The following is a 20,935-nucleotide window of genomic DNA, read 5'->3' on the forward strand; positions in this document are numbered from 1 at the left end:
ATGGAATTGTTGTGAATAGCTTCTAAATTAAATATTAATTTATATTTTAGTCACCAAATTAACAGATTTCCTAGTACCCCCATAACGAATGAAAACAGAAAACAAGTGGTCAAAGATAACTGGCTGGTTTATATCCAAGCCAAAGTTAACTGGCTTTTTGATTTTCTTTATAATGCTTGCTGTAATCAGCTCGCTTGCCTTGCAGCGCTATGAAATCGTCAAGAAAAACAGACGGCAGGAAATGTCTAATATCCTGCATGTGGTACAGCAGAATCTAAACCATTCCTTAAAAAACTGCTATACGACTACGCTTTCTTTAGCCCTGACCATTAACGATCAAGGGAAACCAGAGAATTTTGAATCCGTAGGAAAAGCGCTTGTTGACTCAAATCCGAGCATCGATGCCGTACAACTGGTTCCAAATGGAGTAATCAAATACATTTACCCTGATAATCCTGCGATAATCAATTTTGATATCCTACATACCGAAAGTATTAAAGATGAAGCGTTAGAAACCATCAGAAAAGGCAAAATACATTTCGCAGGTCCTTTAAAATTAAAACAAGGCGGAATGGGAGTTGTAGGCAGACTTCCGATATACAAAAGAGGCAAATTCTGGGGATTTTCTGCCGTCATGATACGCATGGAAACGCTATTAAAATCTTCGGGCATAAATTCTATAAAAGACTCGAGATACTATTTTCAGTTTTCTAAAGAAAATCCCAAAACAGGCGTGATTGATTTCTTCCTTCCTAATAAAGAAGATTTCAGTGACAAAGATTATCAGGTCTTATCGATTCCAGACGGAAACTGGAAAATATACCTTATCAATAAAAGCAAATACGGGATTATTTTTGAGATACTCCCTGCCCTTGTACTAGCCTTGTTGTTCTGCATTATGTTTGCTCTTTTCATCATGAATCTTTTAAAAAAACCTGCCGAATTGCAGCTTTTGGTTCATAACCAAAAAAATAAGATTCTTGATGACGAAATAAAATTCAAGACTATTTTTGACCAAGCCGCTATCGGTATCGCGCATGTCGATTCCGTAACAGGAAACCTGATAGAAGTAAATGACCAATATTGTAGGATGCTTGGTTATACATTTGAGGAAATGAGAAGCATGAGCTTTAGAGATATTACCTACAAAGACGACCTTGATGATAATCTCCGGCAGTTGGAAAGGCTCAAAAACGGAGATATCAGAGAGCTGAATATGGAAAAGAGATATGTGCATAAAAATGGCAACCTTATTTGGGTAAATATCACCTATTCGCCACTCTGGAAAAAAGGAGAAAAGCCGAGTTCTCATATTTCCATCATAGAAGATATTACGGCTAAAAAGGAAGCGAAAGATGCCATCAAGAAAAGTGAAATCCGTTTCAAAAGCCTTTTTGAAGATTCGCCGATTGCCTTATGGGAAGAAGATTTTTCTTATCTGAAAAAATACTTGATAGAATTGAATCTGATTGGAAAAAGTCGTACTGAAGTAGCCACATTTCTAGATACGCATCCTGAAATTGTAAAAAAATGCATTTCCCTCGTAAAAGTCATCAACGTAAACAACGAATGCCTCGCGCTGCATTATCCAAAAACAAAAGATGATTTGATGCAGCCGTTGGAAAACATCATAAATAATGATGCCATGGATTCGTTTAAGGCACAGCTGCTTGCCATTACGCAAGGCGAAACTAGGCTGACGGTAGATTCAAAAATTAAAAAATCTGATGGAGAATACCGCGATATCAGCCTTCGCTGGAGCATTATGCCTGGCTACGAAGAAACGTTGGAACGGGTGATTATTTCTACTGAAGATATTACGGCTCGGAAAATTTCCGAAGAAATAGTAATACAGTCTCAGAAAAAAATGGAATCGCTCATCAATACGATCGACGGAATTGTCTGGGAATGCGATTATGAAACTTATGTTTTTACCTACATCAATAAAAAAGCAGAAGAAATTACAGGCTATACAGAAGAAGAGTGGTTTAGCAATGGTAATTTTTGGGGAAATACCATACATCCGGATGACCGAGATTGGGCAATAAATTATTGTGCGATAGAATCGGAAAAAAGCCAGCAATATGATTTTGAATACCGCATGATTGCGAAAGACGGATCTATAATATGGATTCGCGATATCGTTAATGTAATCCGCGAGAATGGAAAACCTGTTTCTTTAAAAGGTATCATGATTGACATTACGAAGAGTAAAGAAGCTGAAAAAGACCTCAGCAATTCGTTCGACCTTGTAACCGAGCAGAACAAAAGGCTGTTGAACTTTTCATATATCGTTTCCCACAATCTGCGTTCGCATACGAGCAACATACAATCGATTTCTGCTCTGATTGAAACCGCCGAAACAGAAGAAGAACGTTTTGAATTGGTCAAGATGCTGCAAAACGTTTCAAACACGCTGAACGAAACGATGCTGAATCTGAACGAAGTCGTAAACATACAGACGAACATCAATTTGATTATCGAAAACTTAAACCTAAAGGACAATATTGACAAAATTCTCAATATCCTTTCTGAACAGATTGCTTTTAAAAAGGCAGTCCTAGACAATAATGTAGCCCCGGAAATCTTTGTGAAATACAATCCGGCCTATCTCGAGAGCATACTGCTCAATTTTATTTCAAATGCCATCCGCTATAGCCATCCTTTGCGACAACCTACTATCGCACTGAAAAGCTATAGCGAAAATGAAAAAAACCGTTCTGGAAATTTCGGATAACGGTATCGGTATTGACTTAAAAAAATATGGAGATAAGCTGTTTGGAATGTATAAGACATTCCATGAAAACCCTGATTCTAAAGGAATCGGACTGTTCATTACCAAAAACCAGATTGATGCCATGGGGGGCTACGTAACTGTTGAGAGCGAACCAAACGTAGGAACCACCTTCAAAATCTACTTTAAATGACCAAAATAATTTGTCTTATCGATGACGACCCAATCTATCAGATAATAACAAAAAAGATCATCCAAAAATCAGAAAAAGCCAGCAAGATTATGTCTTTTGTTAATGGTGCAGAAGCCATTGACGGGCTAATCGGATTGATACACAAGCCCGATGAATTTCCTGATATCATATTGCTTGATATCGAAATGCCCATCATGGACGGGTGGCATTTTATGGAGCGATTTGAAAAAATAAAAGCCATGTTTCCAAAAGAAACAGCTATTTATATCGTAAGTTCTTCTATAGCGAGCTCTGATAAAGAGAAATCAAAAACATACAAGGGAATACTCGGCTATTTTACCAAGCCAATTGCCTTTCAGGATGTGCTAGAAATAGCAAAAGCTAATGGAGGCCATTAGCTTTGCATATAATTTATTTTTTTCTAATTACTGGATGATTATTTTTCTAACGGCTGTCCTGTTTTCAGAGATAATTTTTGCAAGATACATTCCAGGAGCAAGGTTTAGCTGAATCGTTGATGTTCCTGAAAAATCAGCAGTCAGCAGTTCTTGTCCTGAGACAGAAAACAACTGCAGGGTTGCGGAACTAGTTATTCCTGCAACCGTAATATAGTTTTTTGCCGGATTAGGATAAATGGCCACTTTGAGTTCCGAAAAATCGGGTGTCGATAGCGAAAAGGCCTGCCCTGCCCTGCTACCCCAAATGTAATCAGCCAAATAAGGGTAGTCGATAAACGGATTTCTGTTTTGCTGCCAGGTGTAAATATAATTATTCCTGTTCATCTCGAAATCATCCGACGGATCGTTTACGTTCCATTGAAGCAATGTCGCCAAATCCCCTAGCTGGCCGACTGTCGTATCTGGTGGATTTCCGTTTACAACATCCAGTCCATTGTAACGAATTGCCATATAAAATACAGCACGAGCTACGTCTCCTTTCCAACTTCCTGCATTTCCTGAAAAGCCGTTATAATCGGTCAGTCCGAAATCTTTATTGTTTCTTGAACTATTTTCAGGTCCGTCCTCAGCTCTCAGATGGTGTGCATCAGCATGGCCGTGATTGAGCATGGACGCACTTGTTGGTTCCCATACGTTAATTCCATCTGGAGTATCAGAAGTTCCGTCTGCAAATCCTCCTCTTGATTGTGGATAGATATGTTCCCTATTCCATCTGCCCGTTCCGCTGCCCGTGTCTTGAAATAAAAATTTAGAACGGCTTACTTCTTTATACATCAGCCAAACTTCATTACTATTTAACGGATTCTGGTCGGCCACTTTTAAGATATTCGTAATGTCGCCATAATTATGCGCTCTGACCACTGCTGGGTTGGCTATGATGTCTTGTACAGCTTGTTTTAATACGGCACCCGACTTACCTTCTAGCGAATCATAATAACCAGCAGGAGCCGTGCTGGTGACAATTCCATGTGTTGGATTTAAAGGTGTTCCCCATGGAGAAACTGTAAAATCATTATCTAATATTCTAATTTCAATATTATCATTAAGCCTGATATAACCCGCAGGAAGATTTCCAAGCTTGATTTTCATTAGCTCATCACCTTCATCAATCGCATCGTCTACGAGTTGGACATTTGCCATAAATGTCGTCGATCCTGTCGGAATCAAGACATTTGTATTCGCAGTAAAATCAGCAGCAGTGAAGCTTCCATTAGCCAGCGTATAGGTAAAAGCCAAATCGCTGGTCACAGGAGTCTGTGTCGTAAATGTGATTGTAAAACTATTGCCTTCTGTATATTGCAAAGCAGGAACGCTTATGCCTATTCCGTTAAAAATAATACCGCTTCCGTCATTATTAGCTCCCGGTGTCGGCGCCTTGACTTCGTAGGTTCCATCAGGTTTTCTTTGGATAGACTGATTGACGCCTTGATTGTTCTCGTCTTCATTAATTTGTATGGACAATCCCAGCAATCCCATTAATGCAGTGGCATCTGCATCATTCGTATCATAGGCTAAAGCATCAATCAAACTTGTTGTAGTTGCCAAAGTTCCGTCTGGAAAATTAGCGACTGTACCTTGATAGATAGCAACAGCATCGGCACCATTTTGGATCAAATTATCACCCATGATTTTTTGTGGAACAGGCGAAACCGCATTGCATCCTATCAAAACCAAGCCATTAGCATCAGTAGTCAGTCCGTTTAATGAAATTGTCAAGTAACTTTTATTTCCTGTACTCGCCGATTCAGCATTTCCATTAAAGAAAACAAGCACATAGCCGTCAAGCGAAAAATTAGGCACGGTAGATTTAAGCTCCACGAACTCTTTGTCATCAATACCTGGTGTGTCAGAATCAAGCTCATTTATTACTACCTGTCCATAAGAAAATGAAACAGAAATAAATAAAAATAAAATAGAAAGATAGTTTTTTATCATGTTTAAAATTGATTTTCAGTTCAAAATTAAACATTTAATATTACTAAAGTGTCTATTTAACACTAATTGAAAAATAGGTTAGTGACATACAATCAATCTACTAGCTATTCAAAAGCTTAAAAAATAACAGTCAAAAGGAATAGTCCTTTTAGTTTTTAATATATTTACGGAATAGTTTCAACCTTTTCCATGGAAGAATTTTTCGGTTATTTTGGAGCACTTATTATAGGACTTGTCTTAGGCCTAACAGGTGGCGGCGGTTCTATTCTCACGGTTCCGGTGCTTGTTTACTTGTTAGGAATCAATCCTGTTACGGCAACGGCTTATTCCTTATTTATTGTCGGAACAACATCAGCTTTCGGTACGATCCAGAACTACAGAAAAGGACTCGTAGAATTAAAAACGGGGTTGAAATTTGCACTTCCCTCACTGATTGCCATTTACCTGACTCGGAAACTAATCGTCCCAAGAATTCCTGAAATAATTTTTACTGTTGGAGAGATTACGGTAACGAAAAATTTCTTCATCATGGCTTTATTTGCCATAGTAATGTTACTGGCGGCACTTTCGATGATTTCGGATAAAAAGGCCGAAAAATCAACCGCAATGCCGAATGCAATGATAACGATATTGCAGATTTTTGTTGTCGGTATTATTATCGGACTGGTTGGAGCCGGCGGCGGCTTCTTGATTATTCCTGCCTTGGTTTATCTGGCTAAGCTTCCGATGAAAAAAGCGGTCGGTACTTCCATATTTATTATTGCTATCAATTCGCTTATCGGTTTTACGGGAGATTTAGGGAATATCGACATCGATTGGAGCTTCCTATTTATTTTCTCTTTTATTTCAATTTTAGGTATCTTTGCAGGGATTTACCTCAATAAGTTCATCAATGAAAAAAATCTAAAAAAAGGCTTCGGATGGTTTGTATTGACCATGTCAATCCTAATTCTCACCAAAGAAGTATTCCTTTAGATTTTCAAACATAAAAAATTATGAAACTAGAACAAATTTATACCGGCTGTATTGCCCAAGCAGCCTACTATCTAGAAAGCAATGGCGAGGCAGCAATTTTTGATCCTTTGCGCGAAATACAACCTTATATTGACAGAGCAACTAAGGACAATGCGAAAATAAAATATGTTTTTGAAACGCATTTTCATGCTGACTTTGTTTCGGGACATTTAGATCTTGCGAAAAAATCGGGAGGAAAAATTGTATACGGTCCGACTGCAAAACCTAATTTTGAGGCTATTATTGCTGAAGACGGACAAGAATTTAAAGTCGGGAAGTATACGATAAAAGCAATCCACACACCAGGACATACGCTCGAAAGCACCTGCTATCTTCTTACAGATGAAAACGGAAAACAGCACGGAATCATAACCGGTGATACTTTATTCATCGGAGATGTCGGACGTCCGGATTTAGCACAAAAAATGTCAAACGACTTGACGCAAGAAAAGCTGGCTTCTTATCTATTCGATTCTCTCAGAAACAAAATCATGACACTGCCAGACGAATTAATCGTATATCCGAGCCATGGCGCTGGAAGTGCCTGCGGAAAAAACATGAGCAAAGAAACGACAGATACTTTAGGCAATCAAAAGAAAACAAATTATGCGTTGAGAGCCGACATGACGCGAGAAGAGTTTACAGCAGAATTGCTAGACGGGCTTGGAGCTCCTCCTGCCTATTTCCCGCAAAATGTAATGATGAATATCCAAGGCTACGAAAGCCTCGACAGTATCATAGAAAAGTCTTTCAAGCCTTTGACACCAAGAGAATTTGAAGCAGCAGCCAATCAATCTGAAGCTTTGATTTTGGATGTGCGCCATGAAGACGATTTTGTAAAAAGCCACATTCCAGGTTCTGTTTTTATAGGTATCCAAGGAAATTTTGCCCCTTGGGTTGGAGCTTTGATTCGCGATGTCAAACAGCCTCTGCTTTTAGTCGTGCCAGAAGGAAGAGAAGAAGAAACAATTACTAGACTCTCTAGAGTTGGTTTTGACAATTCTCTAGGCTATTTAAATGGTGGCATAATGGCATGGAAAGAAGCTGGATTTGAAACCGACAGTATCGAATCAATTTCTCCAGAGCAGTTTGAATCTCAAATGACCGAGAAAAGCATTATCGTCGACGCTAGAAAACCAGGAGAGTTCAGTGCCGAACATGTAGAAAGTGCTGTAAATATTCCTTTGGACTTTGTCAATGAACAATTATCAGAAGTTCCTAAAGAAGAGGAATTTTATTTGCACTGCGCAGGCGGATACCGTTCTGTTATCATGGCTTCCATTTTAAAAGCACGAGGCTATCACAATATGGTAAATGTTGAGAAAGGTATAGCTGGTATTCGAAAAACAGGAATCAAACTCAGCACATTTGTCTGTCCTACAACAAATAAATAATTCTTAAATTTAGAGCGATTTCCATCGTGAGATTATAATTTTAAATACTTTTGCTAACTAAAATCAAAAATGAAACTACAAATGAAAAAAATCCTTTTATTGCTTTCTGTTACGGCTTTAATGGTTTCCTGTAAGAAAACAGGTGAAAACGAATATATCATTACAGGTACGGTAACGGGTATCGAAAATGGAAAAACTGTAATCCTTCAGAAACAAGATGATGAAACAATGGGTAAAATGGTTTCTGTGGATACCGTAAAAATCGAGAATGGTAAATTCGAGATTAAAGGTACGGCAACTGAACCTGCTATCCATATTTTGAAATTTGAAACCAAACCGGGACAGATTGATTTCGTCCTTGAAAACGGAGAAATTAATGTTGCTGTAGATAAAGATACGATTGCAAAATCAAAAGTTACTGGAACCTATAACAATGAGGAATTGACGAAGTTCAAGACTGACATGCAGGTAATCCAGAAAGACCTTCAAAAGAAAGCGATGGCTTTCCAAGAAGCAAACATGCAAAAAATGACTGCTGCTCAACAAACTAAAGATACAGTAGTTATCAACCAGTTAATGAAAGAATATGCGAAGATTCAGGAGCCTCTTACACAAAAGTACTATACGTATGCAGAAGGCAACCCAAAATCTTTCATCAGCGTCTTGATTACGCAAAGCTTATTCAACATGCCGGAACCTGATTTTGCAAAAATCAAGAAAATATACGACGGATTAACTTCTGAATTGAAAAACACGAAGCCTGGTAAAGCGATCAAAGAAAAACTAGACAATCGCGAGGCTGTTCAGGTTGGCAAAAAAGCGCCTGATTTTTCAGCAAAAACTCCAGATGGAAAAACGGTTTCTTTAAAAGAATCTTTAGGAAAAGTGACGATTATCGATTTTTGGGCTTCATGGTGCGGACCTTGCCGTCAAGAAAACCCAAATGTTGTGGCTTTATACAATGAATTCCACGATAAAGGATTAAACATCGTTGGTGTTTCTCTAGACAGAGAAGGCGAAGCAGAAAGCTGGAAAAAGGCTATCGAAGCTGACAAACTAACATGGACACATGTTTCTAATTTGAAATTCTGGCAAGATCCAATTGCTAAAAAATACAATATTACTTCAATTCCAGCTACATTTATTCTTGATGCTTCAGGAAAAATTGTCGCAAAAGACCTTCGTGGCGATGAATTGAAAGCGAAAGTAAAAGAGCTTTTAGGAGCTTAATTCCTTTTCAGAATAGCATTATAAAAAATCTCCTTTGTGGAGATTTTTTTATTTTATTCATTACCAATACATTAAAATTTTGTTGTGAAATATCTTAAAAAAAGGCTTGCATAAATTAAAAACAGTCCTATATTTGCAACCGCAACAAGCAAAAAGGCCACGGGGAGATACTCAAGCGGCCAACGAGGGCAGACTGTAAATCTGCTGTGAAAACTTCGCAGGTTCGAATCCTGCTCTCCCCACAAAATGAAGAAAACCCTGTAAAATTTTTACAGGGTTTTTCTTTTGTATTCTATCCAGTTAGAAATTTTGGCCCAAATCTAAATCCGTCAATAAAGTTATTCCATAAAAAAGCCTGAGAGTTTTTCTCAGGCTTTCTATCAATTCTATAAAACTTCTTATTCTAAAGAAAAGCTTATTGTTACGTTAGCCGTAATTTCAATCTCTCCTATTGCCAAAGTTTCTCTCGGCATAGCATCCTCAGCAGCACCTGCCTTCATTGCATACATCATCGGAACTGGATAGTGAGTCTGAGAATTATCAGAAACCATGATAGCCTTTCCTACTTTTTGGCTTAAAGCTGATGCGTAGTCTAATGCTTTTGTTTTAGCATCTGCTACGGCCGCTTTTCTAGCGTCTGATTCGAATTGCGCTACTTTTGTAGACTTGAACTCCACGCCTTGGATGTTATTGATTCCTGTGTCAACCAATCCCATCATCATAGTATCGTATTTTGACAAATCTTTTAGCGTAATAGAAATCTGCTGTGAAGCCACATAGCTATATTTCTTTTTGGTGTAATCGTAGTTTTTGTGCAGATACACTTGTTTTGTCTGGTAATCCGAAGCAGGAAGCTTGAAACCTTTCAGATACTTGATTACCGCATCAACAGTTGCATCATTTTTCTTTTTGACTTCTGCCGCATCTGCACCTGTGTTTTCTACACCGATAGAGATGATAGCGTAATCTGGCGTTACTTTGATTTTTCCTTCTCCAGAAACGGTGATTTGTGGAACTTGCTTAAATTCTTGTGCTTGTGCAGCGGCTGTAAAAACAGTCATCAAGATCAAAATTGTTTTTTTCATAGTGTTTTGTATTTATTTTTGTTGTGTATTTTCAAATTGCGTGCCAATGTCAAATATCTTACAAAATTTTTAGCCGCTCCTTAGAAACTTACCTTAAAAATACATCTTTTAAAACAAATAGCCAACGTATAAAATCGTAATGCTAAGTGACTTATAAAAAACTTACCTCTTGATGTATCTGATTGAAAAAATTATATCTTTCCCATCTTTGCCATGACAAACAAGATGATAATCGGAAGTGCCAGTATTATTACGGTCTGAGTGTTTTCGGTAATCATTTCAGGCACGCGTGACAATGTAATCAAATAACCTCCCACAGCGCCTCCAAAATGCGCCGTATGTCCAATATTATCACTTTTGGATTTCATGCCGTAAATCGAATATAAAAGATAGATGATACCAAAAATATAGCCTGGCATAAAATATATTTCTAAGGCAGGCTGTACTAAAATCGCGGCATACACCACTCCGATGACCGCGCCCGAAGCACCAACCGCTCTGTAGCTATAATCATTCTTATGTAAAGCCATCGTCAGCAGATTGCCCAAAATCAAACTTCCGGCATACACCATCAAAAAGATAAATGACCCTAGTCCTGAAATTACGTAAGGCGCAAAAAGATAAAGCGTCAGCATATTAAACGCTAAATGCGCGATATCAACATGGAGAAATCCTGATGAAAACATACGAACTTGTTCGCCGGCACGGATACTGCCGACATGAAATTCGTATTTTCTAAAAAAAGACAGATCGTTGAATCCTTTGAAACTTATTATCAGATTGAGAGCGATAATAACAATAAGAAAAATATTCATAAATGGTAATTTGACCGTAAAAATACAAACCCTTTCTGTATCAATTGTAAAAGCACTATACTATTTAACAGCTTTCGCCTTATATTTGCATAAAATATTCCAAGAATGCAATTACTACTTTTTATTTTCCTCTATCCTTTCTTGTGGCTGATTTCTATATTGCCGTTTAGGGTGCTTTATTTCTTTTCTGACTGCGTTTATGTATTGGTGTATTACATTATCGGCTACAGGAAAAAAACAGTACGGGAAAATCTTGAAATCGCCTTGCCTCATCTTTCAAAACAAGAAAGACATGTCATCGAAAAGAAATTTTACCATCATTTCTGCGACAGTTTTTTTGAAATGATAAAAACCATGACGATTTCTGATTCAGAAATTGAGAAACGCTTCACATTTACCAATCTTGAAGTTTATCTGGATATGGAAAAAAGAGGAAAAAGCATTGCATTGTTTTGTGCCCACTATTCGAGTTATGAATGGCTGATTTCAATGAACAGGAAAATCAATTTCAAAGGATATGCTATCTATAAAAGAATACGCAATAAATACTTTGACAAGTTGGTCAGAGATATACGTGCCAGATTCCAAGCACATCTTATCGATACGAAAGAAACCATCAATGTTATCCATGAAAACCAAAAGAATGATATAAAAGGTGTCTATGGCTTTGCTAGCGATCAATCTCCAAAAGCTTCCAAAGCTTTTCATTGGGGAGAATTTTTCGGTATCAATGTACCGATGCATACCGGAGCGGAAATGATTGCCAAAAGAATGGACCTTAACGTGATTTTCGTCAAAGGAGAAAAAATAAAACGCGGCTATTATCAAGCCACGTTCGTAGAAATGGTTGACAATCCGAAAGAAGTTCCCAATTATCAAATATCAGATATGTTTCTTCGTTTGGTCGAACAGCAAATACTTGAAGCGCCAGAATATTATTTATGGACGCACAAGCGTTGGAAATTCCGAGGCCAGAGCCAGCTACATCCTACTAAATAGTTCCGAACCACTGTTTTACCAAATCCTTTTCCGGATTCTGGGCATGTTTATGCGTGAATTCATTGGAGTTTTTATGATACTCATAGTCCTTTGCCCATTCTTGGTGATTTGCCGCTACGGCTTTGATGCTTTCGCATACAAACTGAATTTCAGCATTTGTAGTCGTCGGATGAATTGACATTCGGATCCATCCTGGTTTTCTGATCAAATCTCCTGCCGTAATCAAATTGGTCAAGTCATGCGATGTTTCTTCATCCACATGAAGCAGATAATGTCCGTAGGTTCCTGCACAGCTGCAGCCTCCTCGTGTTTGTATTCCAAATTTATCATTCAGCAATTTAACGCCAAGATTAAAATGCAGGTCGTCTATGTAAAAAGAAATTACTCCAAGTCGATCTTTATGCTGATCTGCCAAAATATTTATATTGGAAACAGCACCTAATTCGGAAAAGATATAGTCAATAATTTCATGCTCTCTTTTCAAGATATTGGCAACACCCATCTTTTCTTTGAGCTGGATAGCCAAAGCCGTTTTTATGACTTGAAGGAATCCTGGCGTACCGCCATCTTCTCGTTCCTCGATATTGTCAAGATATTTATGTTCCCCCCAAGGATTGGTCCATGAAACCGTACCTCCACCAGGGTTGTCAGGAATCATATTTCTGTAAAGTTTTTTATTGAAAATCAAAATTCCTGAAGTACCAGGACCACCCAGAAATTTATGAGGCGAAAAGAAAATCGCGTCCAAATATGCCTCGCTGTCTTCAGGATGCATGTTGATATCGACATAAGGCGCCGAACAGGCAAAATCTACAAAACAGACACCATTGTTTTGGTGCATTAGTTTTGCTACTTCATAATAAGGCGTTTTGATACCCGTCACGTTGGAGCAAGAAGTAATTGAAGCAATCTTCAACGTATGGTTCTTATATTTCTCCAAAAGCGCTTTAAAGCTATCCAAGCAAAGCAATCCTTTTTCGCAAGCGGGAATTACCTCAACCTTTGCGATAGTTTCCAGCCATGAAGTCTGGTTCGAATGGTGCTCCATGTGTGAAACAAAAACTATCGGTCTTTTTTCGTCTGGAATAGCTGTGAATTCACGAAGATTTTCTGGAATTTTCAATCCCAATATTCGTTGGAATTTATTGATTACGCCCGTCATTCCTGTACCATCTGCAATCAATATGTCATCTTCATTGGCATTTACATGCTTTTTGATAATGTTTCGTGCATGATGATATGCCATTGTCATCGCCGTTCCAGAAACAGTCGTTTCAGTATGTGTATTGGCAACAAAAGGACCAAACTCATTCATCAGCTTCTCTTCTATCGGACGATATAGGCGGCCACTCGCCGTCCAGTCTGTATAAACAATCTTCTTTTTCCCGAAAGGCGAAATAAACTCTTGGTCGATGCCTATGATATTGTTTCGGAATTGCTGAAAATATTGTTCAAGCTGGGTGGATATTTCGGTTGTGGTCATTGCTTTTTTTATTTGTTCCAAAGATACTATTTTTTGCTGATTTCAAAATTGTGTCAAAAAAATTTAAACGCTTCAAAAAAAGGTAATTTTTCGGGTTTGAAAAAATGCTAAATCCCTTCACAAAATAAGCTGATTTAAGATTTTTTCGGCACTATGTATTTTTTTATTCCTCTTTCATTTCAAAGGAAGCTTTTTTGTTAAAACAAGTATTTATTTTTCCACGCAAAACCTTCATTTATAGCGAAATTAACCTACAAAAATCAGGGTTTCTTGCTTTTTATAGGTTATCTTTGTTAGGCAAAATCCGAACTCTCATGGATAATTTAGATGCTGCAAGAATGCAGATGGCATTTACCCTCATATTCCACATCGTCTTTGCTTGTATTGGAATGGTAATGCCTTTTTTTATGGTAATTTCACACTACAAATGGCTGAAGACGAAAAAGCCAGTCTTTCTAAAACTTACAAAATCTTGGCAAAAAGGCGTCGCTATTTTCTTTGTCACAGGCGCCGTTTCAGGAACAGCTTTATCTTTTGAATTGGGACTGCTCTGGCCAGAGTTTATGAAATACGCAGGACCTATAATCGGAATGCCTTTTTCACTCGAAGGCGCCGCCTTTTTCGTAGAAGCGCTTGCCTTGGGATTTTATCTGTACGGATGGAACAAATTGCCCGAAAGATTTCATCTGCTCACCGGAATTATCGTAGGCTTATCAGGCGTGGCTTCGGGAATTTTGGTAGTTTCTGCCAATAGCTGGATGAATGCTCCATCTGGTTTTGAATATATAAACGGTGAATTCCTGAATATTGATCCCCTCAAAGCCTTCTTAAATCCTGCTTGGTTTACGCAGGCGCTGCACATGACTTTGGCTGCTTTTGTGGCGACTTCGTTTGCTGTTGCGGGAATCCATGCCTGGCAGATATACAAAAAGAGAAACGTCGAACTCCATCGCGAAGCTTTTAAAATAGCTATCGTCTTTGGTGCAGTTGCCGCCTTGCTTCAGCCTTTGAGTGGCGATTTGTCTGCTAAAGATATTGCCCAAAGGCAGCCTGCAAAATTGGCCGCGCTTGAAGCTCATTATGAAACTGAAAAAGGAGTCCCACTATATATCGGCGGAATTGTTGATGAAGAAAATCAGACTGTAAGTTACAAGATTGAAATTCCGAAAGCACTTTCTTTCCTGTCTTTTGGAGATTTTGACGCCGAAGTAAAAGGCTTGAACGATTTCCCGAAAGAAGACAGACCTCCGGTAGCCATCACGCACTATGCTTTCCAGATTATGGTAGGATTGGGAACATTGCTTATGTTTTCTGGACTGCTTTATTTTATCAGCCTCAAAAAGAAAAAGTGGCAGGATTCTAAAAAGTATTGGCTCTATTTTGCCTGTCTTGCTCCTGTCGGATTTCTGGCCTTGGAAGCCGGGTGGATTGTCACCGAAGTGGGAAGACAGCCTTGGATTATCCACAACGTCATGCGGACCAAAGATGCTGTAACGCCAATGCCTGGAATGATTTACAGCTTTTACCTCTATGTAATTCTATATGCCGTCCTTTCTATTGCCGTCACATGGCTGATGGGACGCCAGATAAAAGTGCTTAATAACTCTGAAGACTAAAGATTATGTTATACGTTGTTTTGTTTTTTACCATCTTCTCGCTTTTCCTCTATGTTTTATTAGGCGGAGCCGATTTTGGCGCAGGAATACTCGAATTGTTTTCCTCTAAAGACCATCAGGTTTCGATCAAAAAAAGGGTATACAGCGTCATGGGACCGGTCTGGGAAGCGAACCATATCTGGATTATCATCTTAATCGTCATTCTTTGGATTGCTTTTCCCGCTTTCTACAATATCATCATCATCTATCTCCATATTCCGCTGACTCTGATTTTGTTGGGAATTACGCTCCGCGGTGTTGCTTTTGTCTTCCGTCATTATGATGCCGTAAAAGACAAATCGCAGCTTTTGTACGACCGCATGTTTGAATTTTCCTGCCTGGTCACGCCTATATTTCTAGGAATGACGTACGGAGCTTTGATCAGCGGTAATATTATACTTTTAGAAGACCATCCAAATGCGGATTTCGCTTCTGTATTTATCAAACCGTGGCTGCAGCCCTTCCCTATCCTGACCGGCTTTTTCTTTAGTGCGCTCTGCGTATTTCTTTCTGCTACTTTTTTGATTGGAGAAGCCACCGAATACGAACGCAGGATGTATATCCGAAAAGCAGGAATCGCTACTTGGGTTGTAGTCTTATTGGGCTTTATTACGCTGGCCGTTGCTTATTCTGAAGAAAATAAATTTGTCCTTGATTTCCTTAAAAATTATTACGCTGTAGGAGCCGTTCTTTTGTCAGGATTATTGCTTTTCCCGTTGTGGAGAAGCATCCGAAAAGGAAAGGTCGTGTTGTGTCGCTTTTTTGCGGGATTACAAGTCGTATTAATTCTTTCGGCAGCAGTAGGGGCTCATTTTCCAAATCTGATTATTACGAAAAACAGCCAAGTCAGTTTATTAGATGGCATCGCGCCAGAAAGCACCATAAACATATTAGGGATTTCCCTGATTATCGGCGGACTGATTATCTTGCCTGGCCTCTTCCATCTTTTAAAATCATTCAAGATGATCAAGATTCTAGAAAACGAAGAAAAGTAAAAAGGTTCACCAATAACGGCAAACCTTTTTAAATTTTCACTTTCGACTTTCAACTAAAAAATAAACTTAGTACTCAAGAAATTCGATTTATCTGAATTGACAATATCATTAATCAGTTCTTTGTTGGCATCATTCATCTTGAAAGCAACCAGCGAACGAATCGAAAACGAACGAATGGCATCTGGAATAGATAACGTTCCTTCGGCACTGTCTTTTCTTCCCGTAAACGGAAAAATATCTGGTCCACGCTGCGACTGACTGTTGATGTTCACACGGCTTACTTGATTTACCAAAGGATCGATCAACGAGCCTACTTCGGAAGCATCCATACTGAAAATACTTACCTGCTGTCCGTATTTTGCATCAATTAAGTATTGGATGACTTCTTCGACATCATCAAAAGGAACAATTGGGATAATCGGTCCGAACTGTTCTTCATGATATAATTTCATCTTTTCATTGACCGGATAAACCACAGCCGGATAAAAGAAAGAAGCTTTAGAAACACCTCCATTTTCATTCACAACTTTGGCACCATGTGTCTCCGCATCTTTGATACAATCATTTAAATAATCTATTTTATACGGTTCAGGCAATGGCGTCAAAGACACTCCATTTTCCCACGGAAGCCCGAATTTTAAATCGCTAACTGCCTTGCTGAATTCGCTTATGAATTGATCTGCAATGCTTCTATGCACCCATACGATTTTCAAAGCCGTGCAACGCTGTCCGTTAAAAGACAAAGATCCTGTAATGGTTTCTTTTACCGCCAAGCCGATATCTGCTTTTGAGGTAATAATAGAAGCGTTTTTTGCATCCAATCCTAAAACAGCACGAAGTCGGTTTACTTTCGGATGTTGTTTTTTCAGTTCGTTGGCCACCTTGCTAGAACCAATGAGTGTCAGCACATTAATTTTTCCCGAATGCATCAAGCCTGGAATGATATCGCTTCCACGCCCGTAAATTACGTTGATAACGCCTTTCGGGAAACTTTCCTGAAAAGCTTCTTGTAGCGGATAGTGCAATAATGTTCCGAATTTTGGTGGTTTGAACAAGATCGTATTTCCCATAATCAAGGCGGGAATCAATGTCGTAAAAGTTTCATTTAGTGGATAATTAAACGGTCCCATACAAAGTACTACGCCAAGCGGAGAACGACGAATCTGCGCCGCAATTCCTTCAGCGATTTCAAATTTCGAAGAGTCTCTGTCTAAATTCTTGAGCGAATCGATTGTAGCATAAATATATTCTACCGTTCTGTCAAATTCTTTTATGGAATCGGCATAGGACTTGCCAATTTCCCACATGATGAGTTTGACAACCGTTTCTTTTTTGGCAATCATTTTGCCTGTAAATTGCTCAACGTGGTGGATTCTTTCGGAAACGCTCATCGTTGGCCATTCACCGCGACCGTCGTTATAGGCTGTAACCGCTGCTTCAAGCGATGACTGGGCTTCTTTTTCGGTACTAACGGGATAGCTTCCTATTAGCTTCGGTTTTAATCCATCGGCAGTTTTCGTATAAATTGGGGAATAGACTTCATGGACATCGCCGGTCCATTTTTTCATTTCGCCATTGCTCAGGTATTCTTTTTGGTGGATTTCCTCAATTCGGAATTGTTCGGGGATTGCGCTTTCCTCAATGAACAGATTTTCCAGAGATTCCTCAAAGGATATTTTTTTGTCATCCATAAATTTCTAGTTTTAAAAGGAATTAATCATAAGGGTTTAGGTACGTAAATATAGTCAGATTAATGACAAGTCACATTGCCTTCGCATCATAATTTGTTATAGAATCATAGCGATAGCCCTATTTTGGGCTTTTGTTGCTTTTTGAAATCAAATCCAACAAAAAGACCATTTCTTTTGTCAGAATCGCATTCAGTAATTTTAAAAGCATCTTTTATTATATTTGTATAGAGTTAACCAATACAAGCGTCCAGATGCAGTACAACTCCATACCACCTGCCCCGCAATTGGAGCCTTTCGTAAAACATATCGAAGTAATCACTTCTGGAGCCTCTATGCAGTCTGAAACCAACCTACGCTTTTTTGCCGACGGTTGTCCTGGAATTATTTTCAGCCAATCTGAAAGCGGCTTTTTTACGGATGCCTGCTCAGATAAGCTTTGCAGTTTCTATCTATACGGACAGACCATCAAACCCATCAATATTTTTTCTTTCGGGCGATTTACAAAGATTATCTTCTACTTGAAACCGCATGTATTAGGCTCACTCTTTAGAATCAATGCCAGTGAAATAACGGACACTTGCTTGGATATCTCATTATTGCTACCAAAACTGACTCCGGAATTATTGGAGAAACTATCTGAAACGACAAGCATCCAAAATCAGATCAGGCTGATTTCTGATTTCCTTGTTTTTATTGCCGAGAAAAACAATCCAGACTTGATGCTACAGCTAGCTACAGAGAAAATTATCCGTCGCAATGGCGAAATATCGCTTACAGAACTGCAAAAAGAATTCAGCTTGTCGGAACGCACTTTTGAAAGAAGATTCGAGAACTCCATAGGCGTATCGCCAAGGCTTTTCTCAAGAGTGTGCCGATTCCAGTCGGCATTGGCGCAGCTGCATTCTTATGATTACACAAAACTATCTGACATTGCCTACGAAAATGGTTTTTCAGATCAATCACATTTTATCCGCACGTTTAAAGAATTTACTGGCATAACTCCCAAGCTCTACCTATCAGAATTTGAAAATAATTTTGCAACACAGCCCGCTTTGTCGGTTTGATTCTATTTTGTCTTTTTTATTCGTTGCAATTTTGCTAAAAAAAAGATGAAAACATTCCTATACTTAGGCTTCCTCTTACTTACAACAAATATAACAACCGCTCAGAATGCTGCTTCCGGAAAGAACATTTTTGAGGCCAAATGCCAGCGATGCCATGGCAATGACGGTACAAAAGGGCTCTTCGGAGCCAAGAATCTACAAACGAGCCGATTGGAGAATACCGAACTAACCGCCATCATATCCAAAGGTAGAAGGGGAATGCCGCGATGGGAAAAGAAATTGTCACAGACAGAAATCGAATCTGTAGCAGCTTACATAAAATCATTACGAAAATAAAAAACGAACCATGAAAAAAACAACTATGACAGATCTTATCTTGATTATCACAGCACTGCTATTGGCTTTGACCGCAGGGCTTTTTTACAGCTATTCTTGTTCCGTAAATCCTGGCTTGAAAGAGCTTGGTGATTCGGAATATATAGGCGCGATGCAATCTATTAACCGTGCCATACTCAATCCCGTGTTCTTTTTGAGCTTTGTAGGCACTCTTGTTTGCCTACCAATAAGCGTATTCCTTAATTTTACGGCTTGGGATTCTCCAAAATTCCTCTTGCTATTGGGCGCCTTGGTATTGTATGCCTGCGGTACATTTGGTATCACTATTTTTGGCAACGTGCCTTTGAATGAAGCATTGGATGCTTTTGATTTGAAAAGTGCATCAGCAGCAGAAATCAGCATCGCCCGAAAAAATTTCGAAATTCCGTGGAACAATCTTCATCTGGTACGGACTATCGCTTCGGTAATTTCTTTACTTTTGGTACTTATCAGCCTCACGATATCCTCGAAGGCCACAACACTAATCACCTCTTAAAAGACTTGCTTTATAATGAGTGCATTAAAAGACATCTTCTCTCCTATTTTTTATGACAAGCTAGCCGACACGCTGACGAAGACTGTTCCCTCGTTTGAAAAGAAACTATTTATCGTACAGATTTTTGACGATTCTTTTTCACAGAAAGAACTCAAAGACCGTATGCGCCATACAACAAAAGTATTGCGCAATTTCATGCCTGACGATTTTGGAAGCGCATCGGATATCCTCCAAAAAACAATTGTACTTCTTCGCGAAAACCAGCATGGCGAGGACAGTCTCGCTTATATATTCTTACCAGACTATATCGAAATGTACGGAATCGATGATTATGAAAATGCCGTAAAATCTATCGAGTTTGTGACCCAATTCATTAGCTGTGAGTTTGCCGTGAGACCCTTCATTATCAAATATGGCGACCGAATGATTGACCAAATGAAAAAATGGTCCTTACACAAAAGCCATAAAGTGCGCAGGCTGGCGAGTGAAGGAAGCCGTCCCAGATTACCTTGGGCCATGGCTTTGCCAGAACTGAAAAAAAATCCAGAAGCCCTGCTTCCGCTTTTAGAAAACCTTAAAAACGATACTTCAGAATATGTGCGCCGCAGCGTTGCCAACAGCCTTAATGATATTGCAAAAGACCATCCACATATCGTATTGGCAGTAGCGCAAAAGTGGAAAGGTCACAGCAAAGAAACCGACGCCATCATCAAGCACGGCAGCAGGACGCTGCTCAAACAAGGGCATCCAGAAATTTTAAGCCATTATGGGCTTGACAGCAACGGACTGGAAATTACGGATTTCAAAATTATCACTCCAAAAGTAAAAGTAAAAGAGAGCCTTGAGTTTGCTTTTGCTGTCAAAAACACCAATGACACACCAAAAAGCATACGATTGGAATATGCAGTCTATTACAACAAAGCGAATGGCCAACTTTCGAAAAAGGTCTTCAAGATCAGCGAAAGAACTTATGCTTCGGGACAGAGGGAAACAATCAACAGAAAACAATCGTTTAAGCTAATCACAACACGTAAGTTTTATCCTGGCTTACATAAACTTTCTCTTATCATTAATGGCGATGAAAAAGATACAGAATCCTTCGAACTAGCTCTGTAATTTTTCAGAAATAAGAAACGCTTCTACTTCACAAGGCTTCCATTCAGGAAGCCTTTTTATTTATAATTACTTTCGCATTAATTCATCTTAAATAGCAATAAACATAAATAAAGTGACAAAACGAGAATACAATATTATTCAATAAAAAACCACATATAATGAATTATACAATTGTTAATTGTTTATTTTATAATAAATATTCA

At 38.8% G+C, this 20,935-nt stretch carries 18 protein-coding genes and 1 tRNA gene; 14 read left to right on the forward strand and 5 right to left on the reverse strand.

Translation table 11 applies throughout. From position 1 onward, the window contains the following. Window positions 1-88: 88 nt before the first annotated feature. From OLM56_RS13930 to OLM56_RS13940, 3 genes are read left to right on the forward strand one after another with little or no spacing between them, the layout of a single operon-like run. Window positions 89-2,737, forward strand: coding sequence for a PAS domain S-box protein (locus OLM56_RS13930; RefSeq protein WP_264527411.1), 2,649 nt, complete (start codon window positions 89-91; stop codon window positions 2,735-2,737). Next, window positions 2,706-2,927 carry an ATP-binding protein gene (locus tag OLM56_RS13935; RefSeq protein ID WP_264527412.1) on the forward strand — a complete coding sequence of 74 codons (222 nt, stop codon included), beginning with the start codon at window positions 2,706-2,708 and terminating at the stop codon, window positions 2,925-2,927. Before OLM56_RS13930 ends, OLM56_RS13935 begins: the two co-directional genes overlap by 32 nt. Continuing rightward, window positions 2,924-3,325 carry a response regulator gene (locus OLM56_RS13940; protein ID WP_182492114.1) on the forward strand — a complete coding sequence of 134 codons (402 nt, stop codon included), beginning with the start codon at window positions 2,924-2,926 and terminating at the stop codon, window positions 3,323-3,325. Before OLM56_RS13935 ends, OLM56_RS13940 begins: the two co-directional genes overlap by 4 nt. Before the next feature lie 27 nt (window positions 3,326-3,352). Here OLM56_RS13940 and OLM56_RS13945 read toward each other — a convergent pair whose 3' ends face one another. Then, complete coding sequence (locus OLM56_RS13945) at window positions 3,353-5,320, reverse strand: endonuclease (RefSeq protein WP_264527413.1); 1,968 nt, start codon at window positions 5,318-5,320, stop codon at window positions 3,353-3,355. 189 nt (window positions 5,321-5,509) lie between these two features. Between OLM56_RS13945 and OLM56_RS13950 the strand changes: the two genes are divergently transcribed. The 4 genes from OLM56_RS13950 (at window position 5,510) to OLM56_RS13965 (ending at window position 9,200) form a co-directional block, all read left to right on the forward strand. After that, a complete protein-coding gene (locus tag OLM56_RS13950; RefSeq protein ID WP_264527414.1) occupies window positions 5,510-6,295 on the forward strand; it encodes a sulfite exporter TauE/SafE family protein in 786 nt (261 codons plus the stop codon). Window positions 6,296-6,315: 20 nt separating this feature from the next. Further along, complete coding sequence (locus OLM56_RS13955) at window positions 6,316-7,728, forward strand: MBL fold metallo-hydrolase (protein WP_264527415.1); 1,413 nt, start codon at window positions 6,316-6,318, stop codon at window positions 7,726-7,728. A gap of 81 nt (window positions 7,729-7,809) precedes the next feature. Beyond that, a complete protein-coding gene (locus tag OLM56_RS13960) occupies window positions 7,810-8,958 on the forward strand; it encodes a TlpA disulfide reductase family protein (RefSeq protein WP_170148819.1) in 1,149 nt (382 codons plus the stop codon). A gap of 161 nt (window positions 8,959-9,119) precedes the next feature. Continuing rightward, window positions 9,120-9,200, forward strand: a tRNA-Tyr gene (locus OLM56_RS13965). Window positions 9,201-9,356: 156 nt separating this feature from the next. On the opposite strand, the gene OLM56_RS13970 is transcribed toward OLM56_RS13965, so the two are convergent. Then, window positions 9,357-10,043, reverse strand: a complete 687-nt coding sequence (locus tag OLM56_RS13970) for an SIMPL domain-containing protein (RefSeq protein WP_264527416.1) — start codon at window positions 10,041-10,043, stop codon at window positions 9,357-9,359. A gap of 191 nt (window positions 10,044-10,234) precedes the next feature. Next, window positions 10,235-10,858, reverse strand: coding sequence for a rhomboid family intramembrane serine protease (locus OLM56_RS13975; protein WP_264527417.1), 624 nt, complete (start codon window positions 10,856-10,858; stop codon window positions 10,235-10,237). Between the two features lie 105 nt (window positions 10,859-10,963). Between OLM56_RS13975 and OLM56_RS13980 the strand changes: the two genes are divergently transcribed. Beyond that, the gene (locus OLM56_RS13980) at window positions 10,964-11,857 is read left to right on the forward strand and encodes a lysophospholipid acyltransferase family protein (protein WP_264527418.1); all 894 of its coding nucleotides are present in this window, start codon (window positions 10,964-10,966) and stop codon (window positions 11,855-11,857) included. Here OLM56_RS13980 and OLM56_RS13985 read toward each other — a convergent pair. Next, the gene (locus OLM56_RS13985; RefSeq protein WP_264529023.1) at window positions 11,850-13,340 is read right to left on the reverse strand and encodes an aminotransferase class V-fold PLP-dependent enzyme; all 1,491 of its coding nucleotides are present in this window, start codon (window positions 13,338-13,340) and stop codon (window positions 11,850-11,852) included. The genes OLM56_RS13980 and OLM56_RS13985 overlap by 8 nt on opposite strands. A 314-nt stretch (window positions 13,341-13,654) precedes the next feature. Between OLM56_RS13985 and OLM56_RS13990 the strand changes: the two genes are divergently transcribed. Together OLM56_RS13990 and OLM56_RS13995 are read left to right on the forward strand one after the other, a co-directional pair. Next, window positions 13,655-14,956 (forward strand): cytochrome ubiquinol oxidase subunit I, encoded by a 1,302-nt coding sequence (locus OLM56_RS13990; RefSeq protein WP_264527419.1) that lies wholly within the window; start codon window positions 13,655-13,657, stop codon window positions 14,954-14,956. A 5-nt stretch (window positions 14,957-14,961) separates the two neighbouring features. Then, a complete protein-coding gene (locus tag OLM56_RS13995) occupies window positions 14,962-15,990 on the forward strand; it encodes a cytochrome d ubiquinol oxidase subunit II (RefSeq protein ID WP_264527420.1) in 1,029 nt (342 codons plus the stop codon). 53 nt (window positions 15,991-16,043) lie between these two features. Here OLM56_RS13995 and OLM56_RS14000 read toward each other — a convergent pair whose 3' ends face one another. After that, a complete protein-coding gene (locus OLM56_RS14000; protein WP_264527421.1) occupies window positions 16,044-17,681 on the reverse strand; it encodes an NADP-dependent glyceraldehyde-3-phosphate dehydrogenase in 1,638 nt (545 codons plus the stop codon). Between the two features lie 251 nt (window positions 17,682-17,932). Between OLM56_RS14000 and OLM56_RS14005 the strand changes: the two genes are divergently transcribed. The 4 genes from OLM56_RS14005 to OLM56_RS14020 are packed head-to-tail and all read left to right on the forward strand — an operon-like array spanning window position 17,933 to window position 20,732. Further along, complete coding sequence (locus OLM56_RS14005) at window positions 17,933-18,745, forward strand: response regulator transcription factor (RefSeq protein ID WP_264527422.1); 813 nt, start codon at window positions 17,933-17,935, stop codon at window positions 18,743-18,745. Between the two features lie 45 nt (window positions 18,746-18,790). Then, window positions 18,791-19,081 (forward strand): c-type cytochrome, encoded by a 291-nt coding sequence (locus OLM56_RS14010; RefSeq protein WP_121377577.1) that lies wholly within the window; start codon window positions 18,791-18,793, stop codon window positions 19,079-19,081. A gap of 10 nt (window positions 19,082-19,091) precedes the next feature. Then, window positions 19,092-19,616 carry a DUF1772 domain-containing protein gene (locus tag OLM56_RS14015; RefSeq protein ID WP_264527423.1) on the forward strand — a complete coding sequence of 175 codons (525 nt, stop codon included), beginning with the start codon at window positions 19,092-19,094 and terminating at the stop codon, window positions 19,614-19,616. 15 nt (window positions 19,617-19,631) lie between these two features. Next, window positions 19,632-20,732 (forward strand): DNA alkylation repair protein, encoded by a 1,101-nt coding sequence (locus OLM56_RS14020; RefSeq protein ID WP_264527424.1) that lies wholly within the window; start codon window positions 19,632-19,634, stop codon window positions 20,730-20,732. Window positions 20,733-20,935 lie beyond the last annotated feature (203 nt).

The sequence above is a fragment of the Flavobacterium sp. N2550 genome, assembly GCF_025947265.1.
Taxonomy (GTDB): Bacteria; Bacteroidota; Bacteroidia; order Flavobacteriales; family Flavobacteriaceae; genus Flavobacterium; species Flavobacterium endophyticum.

What these genes read in the sequence shown, in the direction of transcription:
- OLM56_RS13975 (WP_264527417.1), bottom strand. Translation starts at nt 10,858, where the DNA reads ATGAATATTTTTCTTATTGTTATTATCGCTCTCAATCTGATAATAAGT.
- OLM56_RS13940 (WP_182492114.1), top strand. Translation starts at nt 2,924, where the DNA reads ATGACCAAAATAATTTGTCTTATCGATGACGACCCAATCTATCAGATA.
- OLM56_RS14010 (WP_121377577.1), top strand. Translation starts at nt 18,791, where the DNA reads ATGAAAACATTCCTATACTTAGGCTTCCTCTTACTTACAACAAATATA.
- OLM56_RS13930 (WP_264527411.1), top strand. Translation starts at nt 89, where the DNA reads ATGAAAACAGAAAACAAGTGGTCAAAGATAACTGGCTGGTTTATATCC.
- OLM56_RS13970 (WP_264527416.1), bottom strand. Translation starts at nt 10,043, where the DNA reads ATGAAAAAAACAATTTTGATCTTGATGACTGTTTTTACAGCCGCTGCA.
- OLM56_RS14020 (WP_264527424.1), top strand. Translation starts at nt 19,632, where the DNA reads ATGAGTGCATTAAAAGACATCTTCTCTCCTATTTTTTATGACAAGCTA.
- OLM56_RS13935 (WP_264527412.1), top strand. Translation starts at nt 2,706, where the DNA reads ATGAAAAAAACCGTTCTGGAAATTTCGGATAACGGTATCGGTATTGAC.
- OLM56_RS13985 (WP_264529023.1), bottom strand. Translation starts at nt 13,340, where the DNA reads ATGACCACAACCGAAATATCCACCCAGCTTGAACAATATTTTCAGCAA.
- OLM56_RS13960 (WP_170148819.1), top strand. Translation starts at nt 7,810, where the DNA reads ATGAAAAAAATCCTTTTATTGCTTTCTGTTACGGCTTTAATGGTTTCC.
- OLM56_RS13945 (WP_264527413.1), bottom strand. Translation starts at nt 5,320, where the DNA reads ATGATAAAAAACTATCTTTCTATTTTATTTTTATTTATTTCTGTTTCA.
- OLM56_RS14005 (WP_264527422.1), top strand. Translation starts at nt 17,933, where the DNA reads ATGCAGTACAACTCCATACCACCTGCCCCGCAATTGGAGCCTTTCGTA.
- OLM56_RS13995 (WP_264527420.1), top strand. Translation starts at nt 14,962, where the DNA reads ATGTTATACGTTGTTTTGTTTTTTACCATCTTCTCGCTTTTCCTCTAT.
- OLM56_RS13950 (WP_264527414.1), top strand. Translation starts at nt 5,510, where the DNA reads ATGGAAGAATTTTTCGGTTATTTTGGAGCACTTATTATAGGACTTGTC.
- OLM56_RS13955 (WP_264527415.1), top strand. Translation starts at nt 6,316, where the DNA reads ATGAAACTAGAACAAATTTATACCGGCTGTATTGCCCAAGCAGCCTAC.
- OLM56_RS14015 (WP_264527423.1), top strand. Translation starts at nt 19,092, where the DNA reads ATGAAAAAAACAACTATGACAGATCTTATCTTGATTATCACAGCACTG.
- OLM56_RS13980 (WP_264527418.1), top strand. Translation starts at nt 10,964, where the DNA reads ATGCAATTACTACTTTTTATTTTCCTCTATCCTTTCTTGTGGCTGATT.
- OLM56_RS13990 (WP_264527419.1), top strand. Translation starts at nt 13,655, where the DNA reads ATGGATAATTTAGATGCTGCAAGAATGCAGATGGCATTTACCCTCATA.
- OLM56_RS14000 (WP_264527421.1), bottom strand. Translation starts at nt 17,681, where the DNA reads ATGGATGACAAAAAAATATCCTTTGAGGAATCTCTGGAAAATCTGTTC.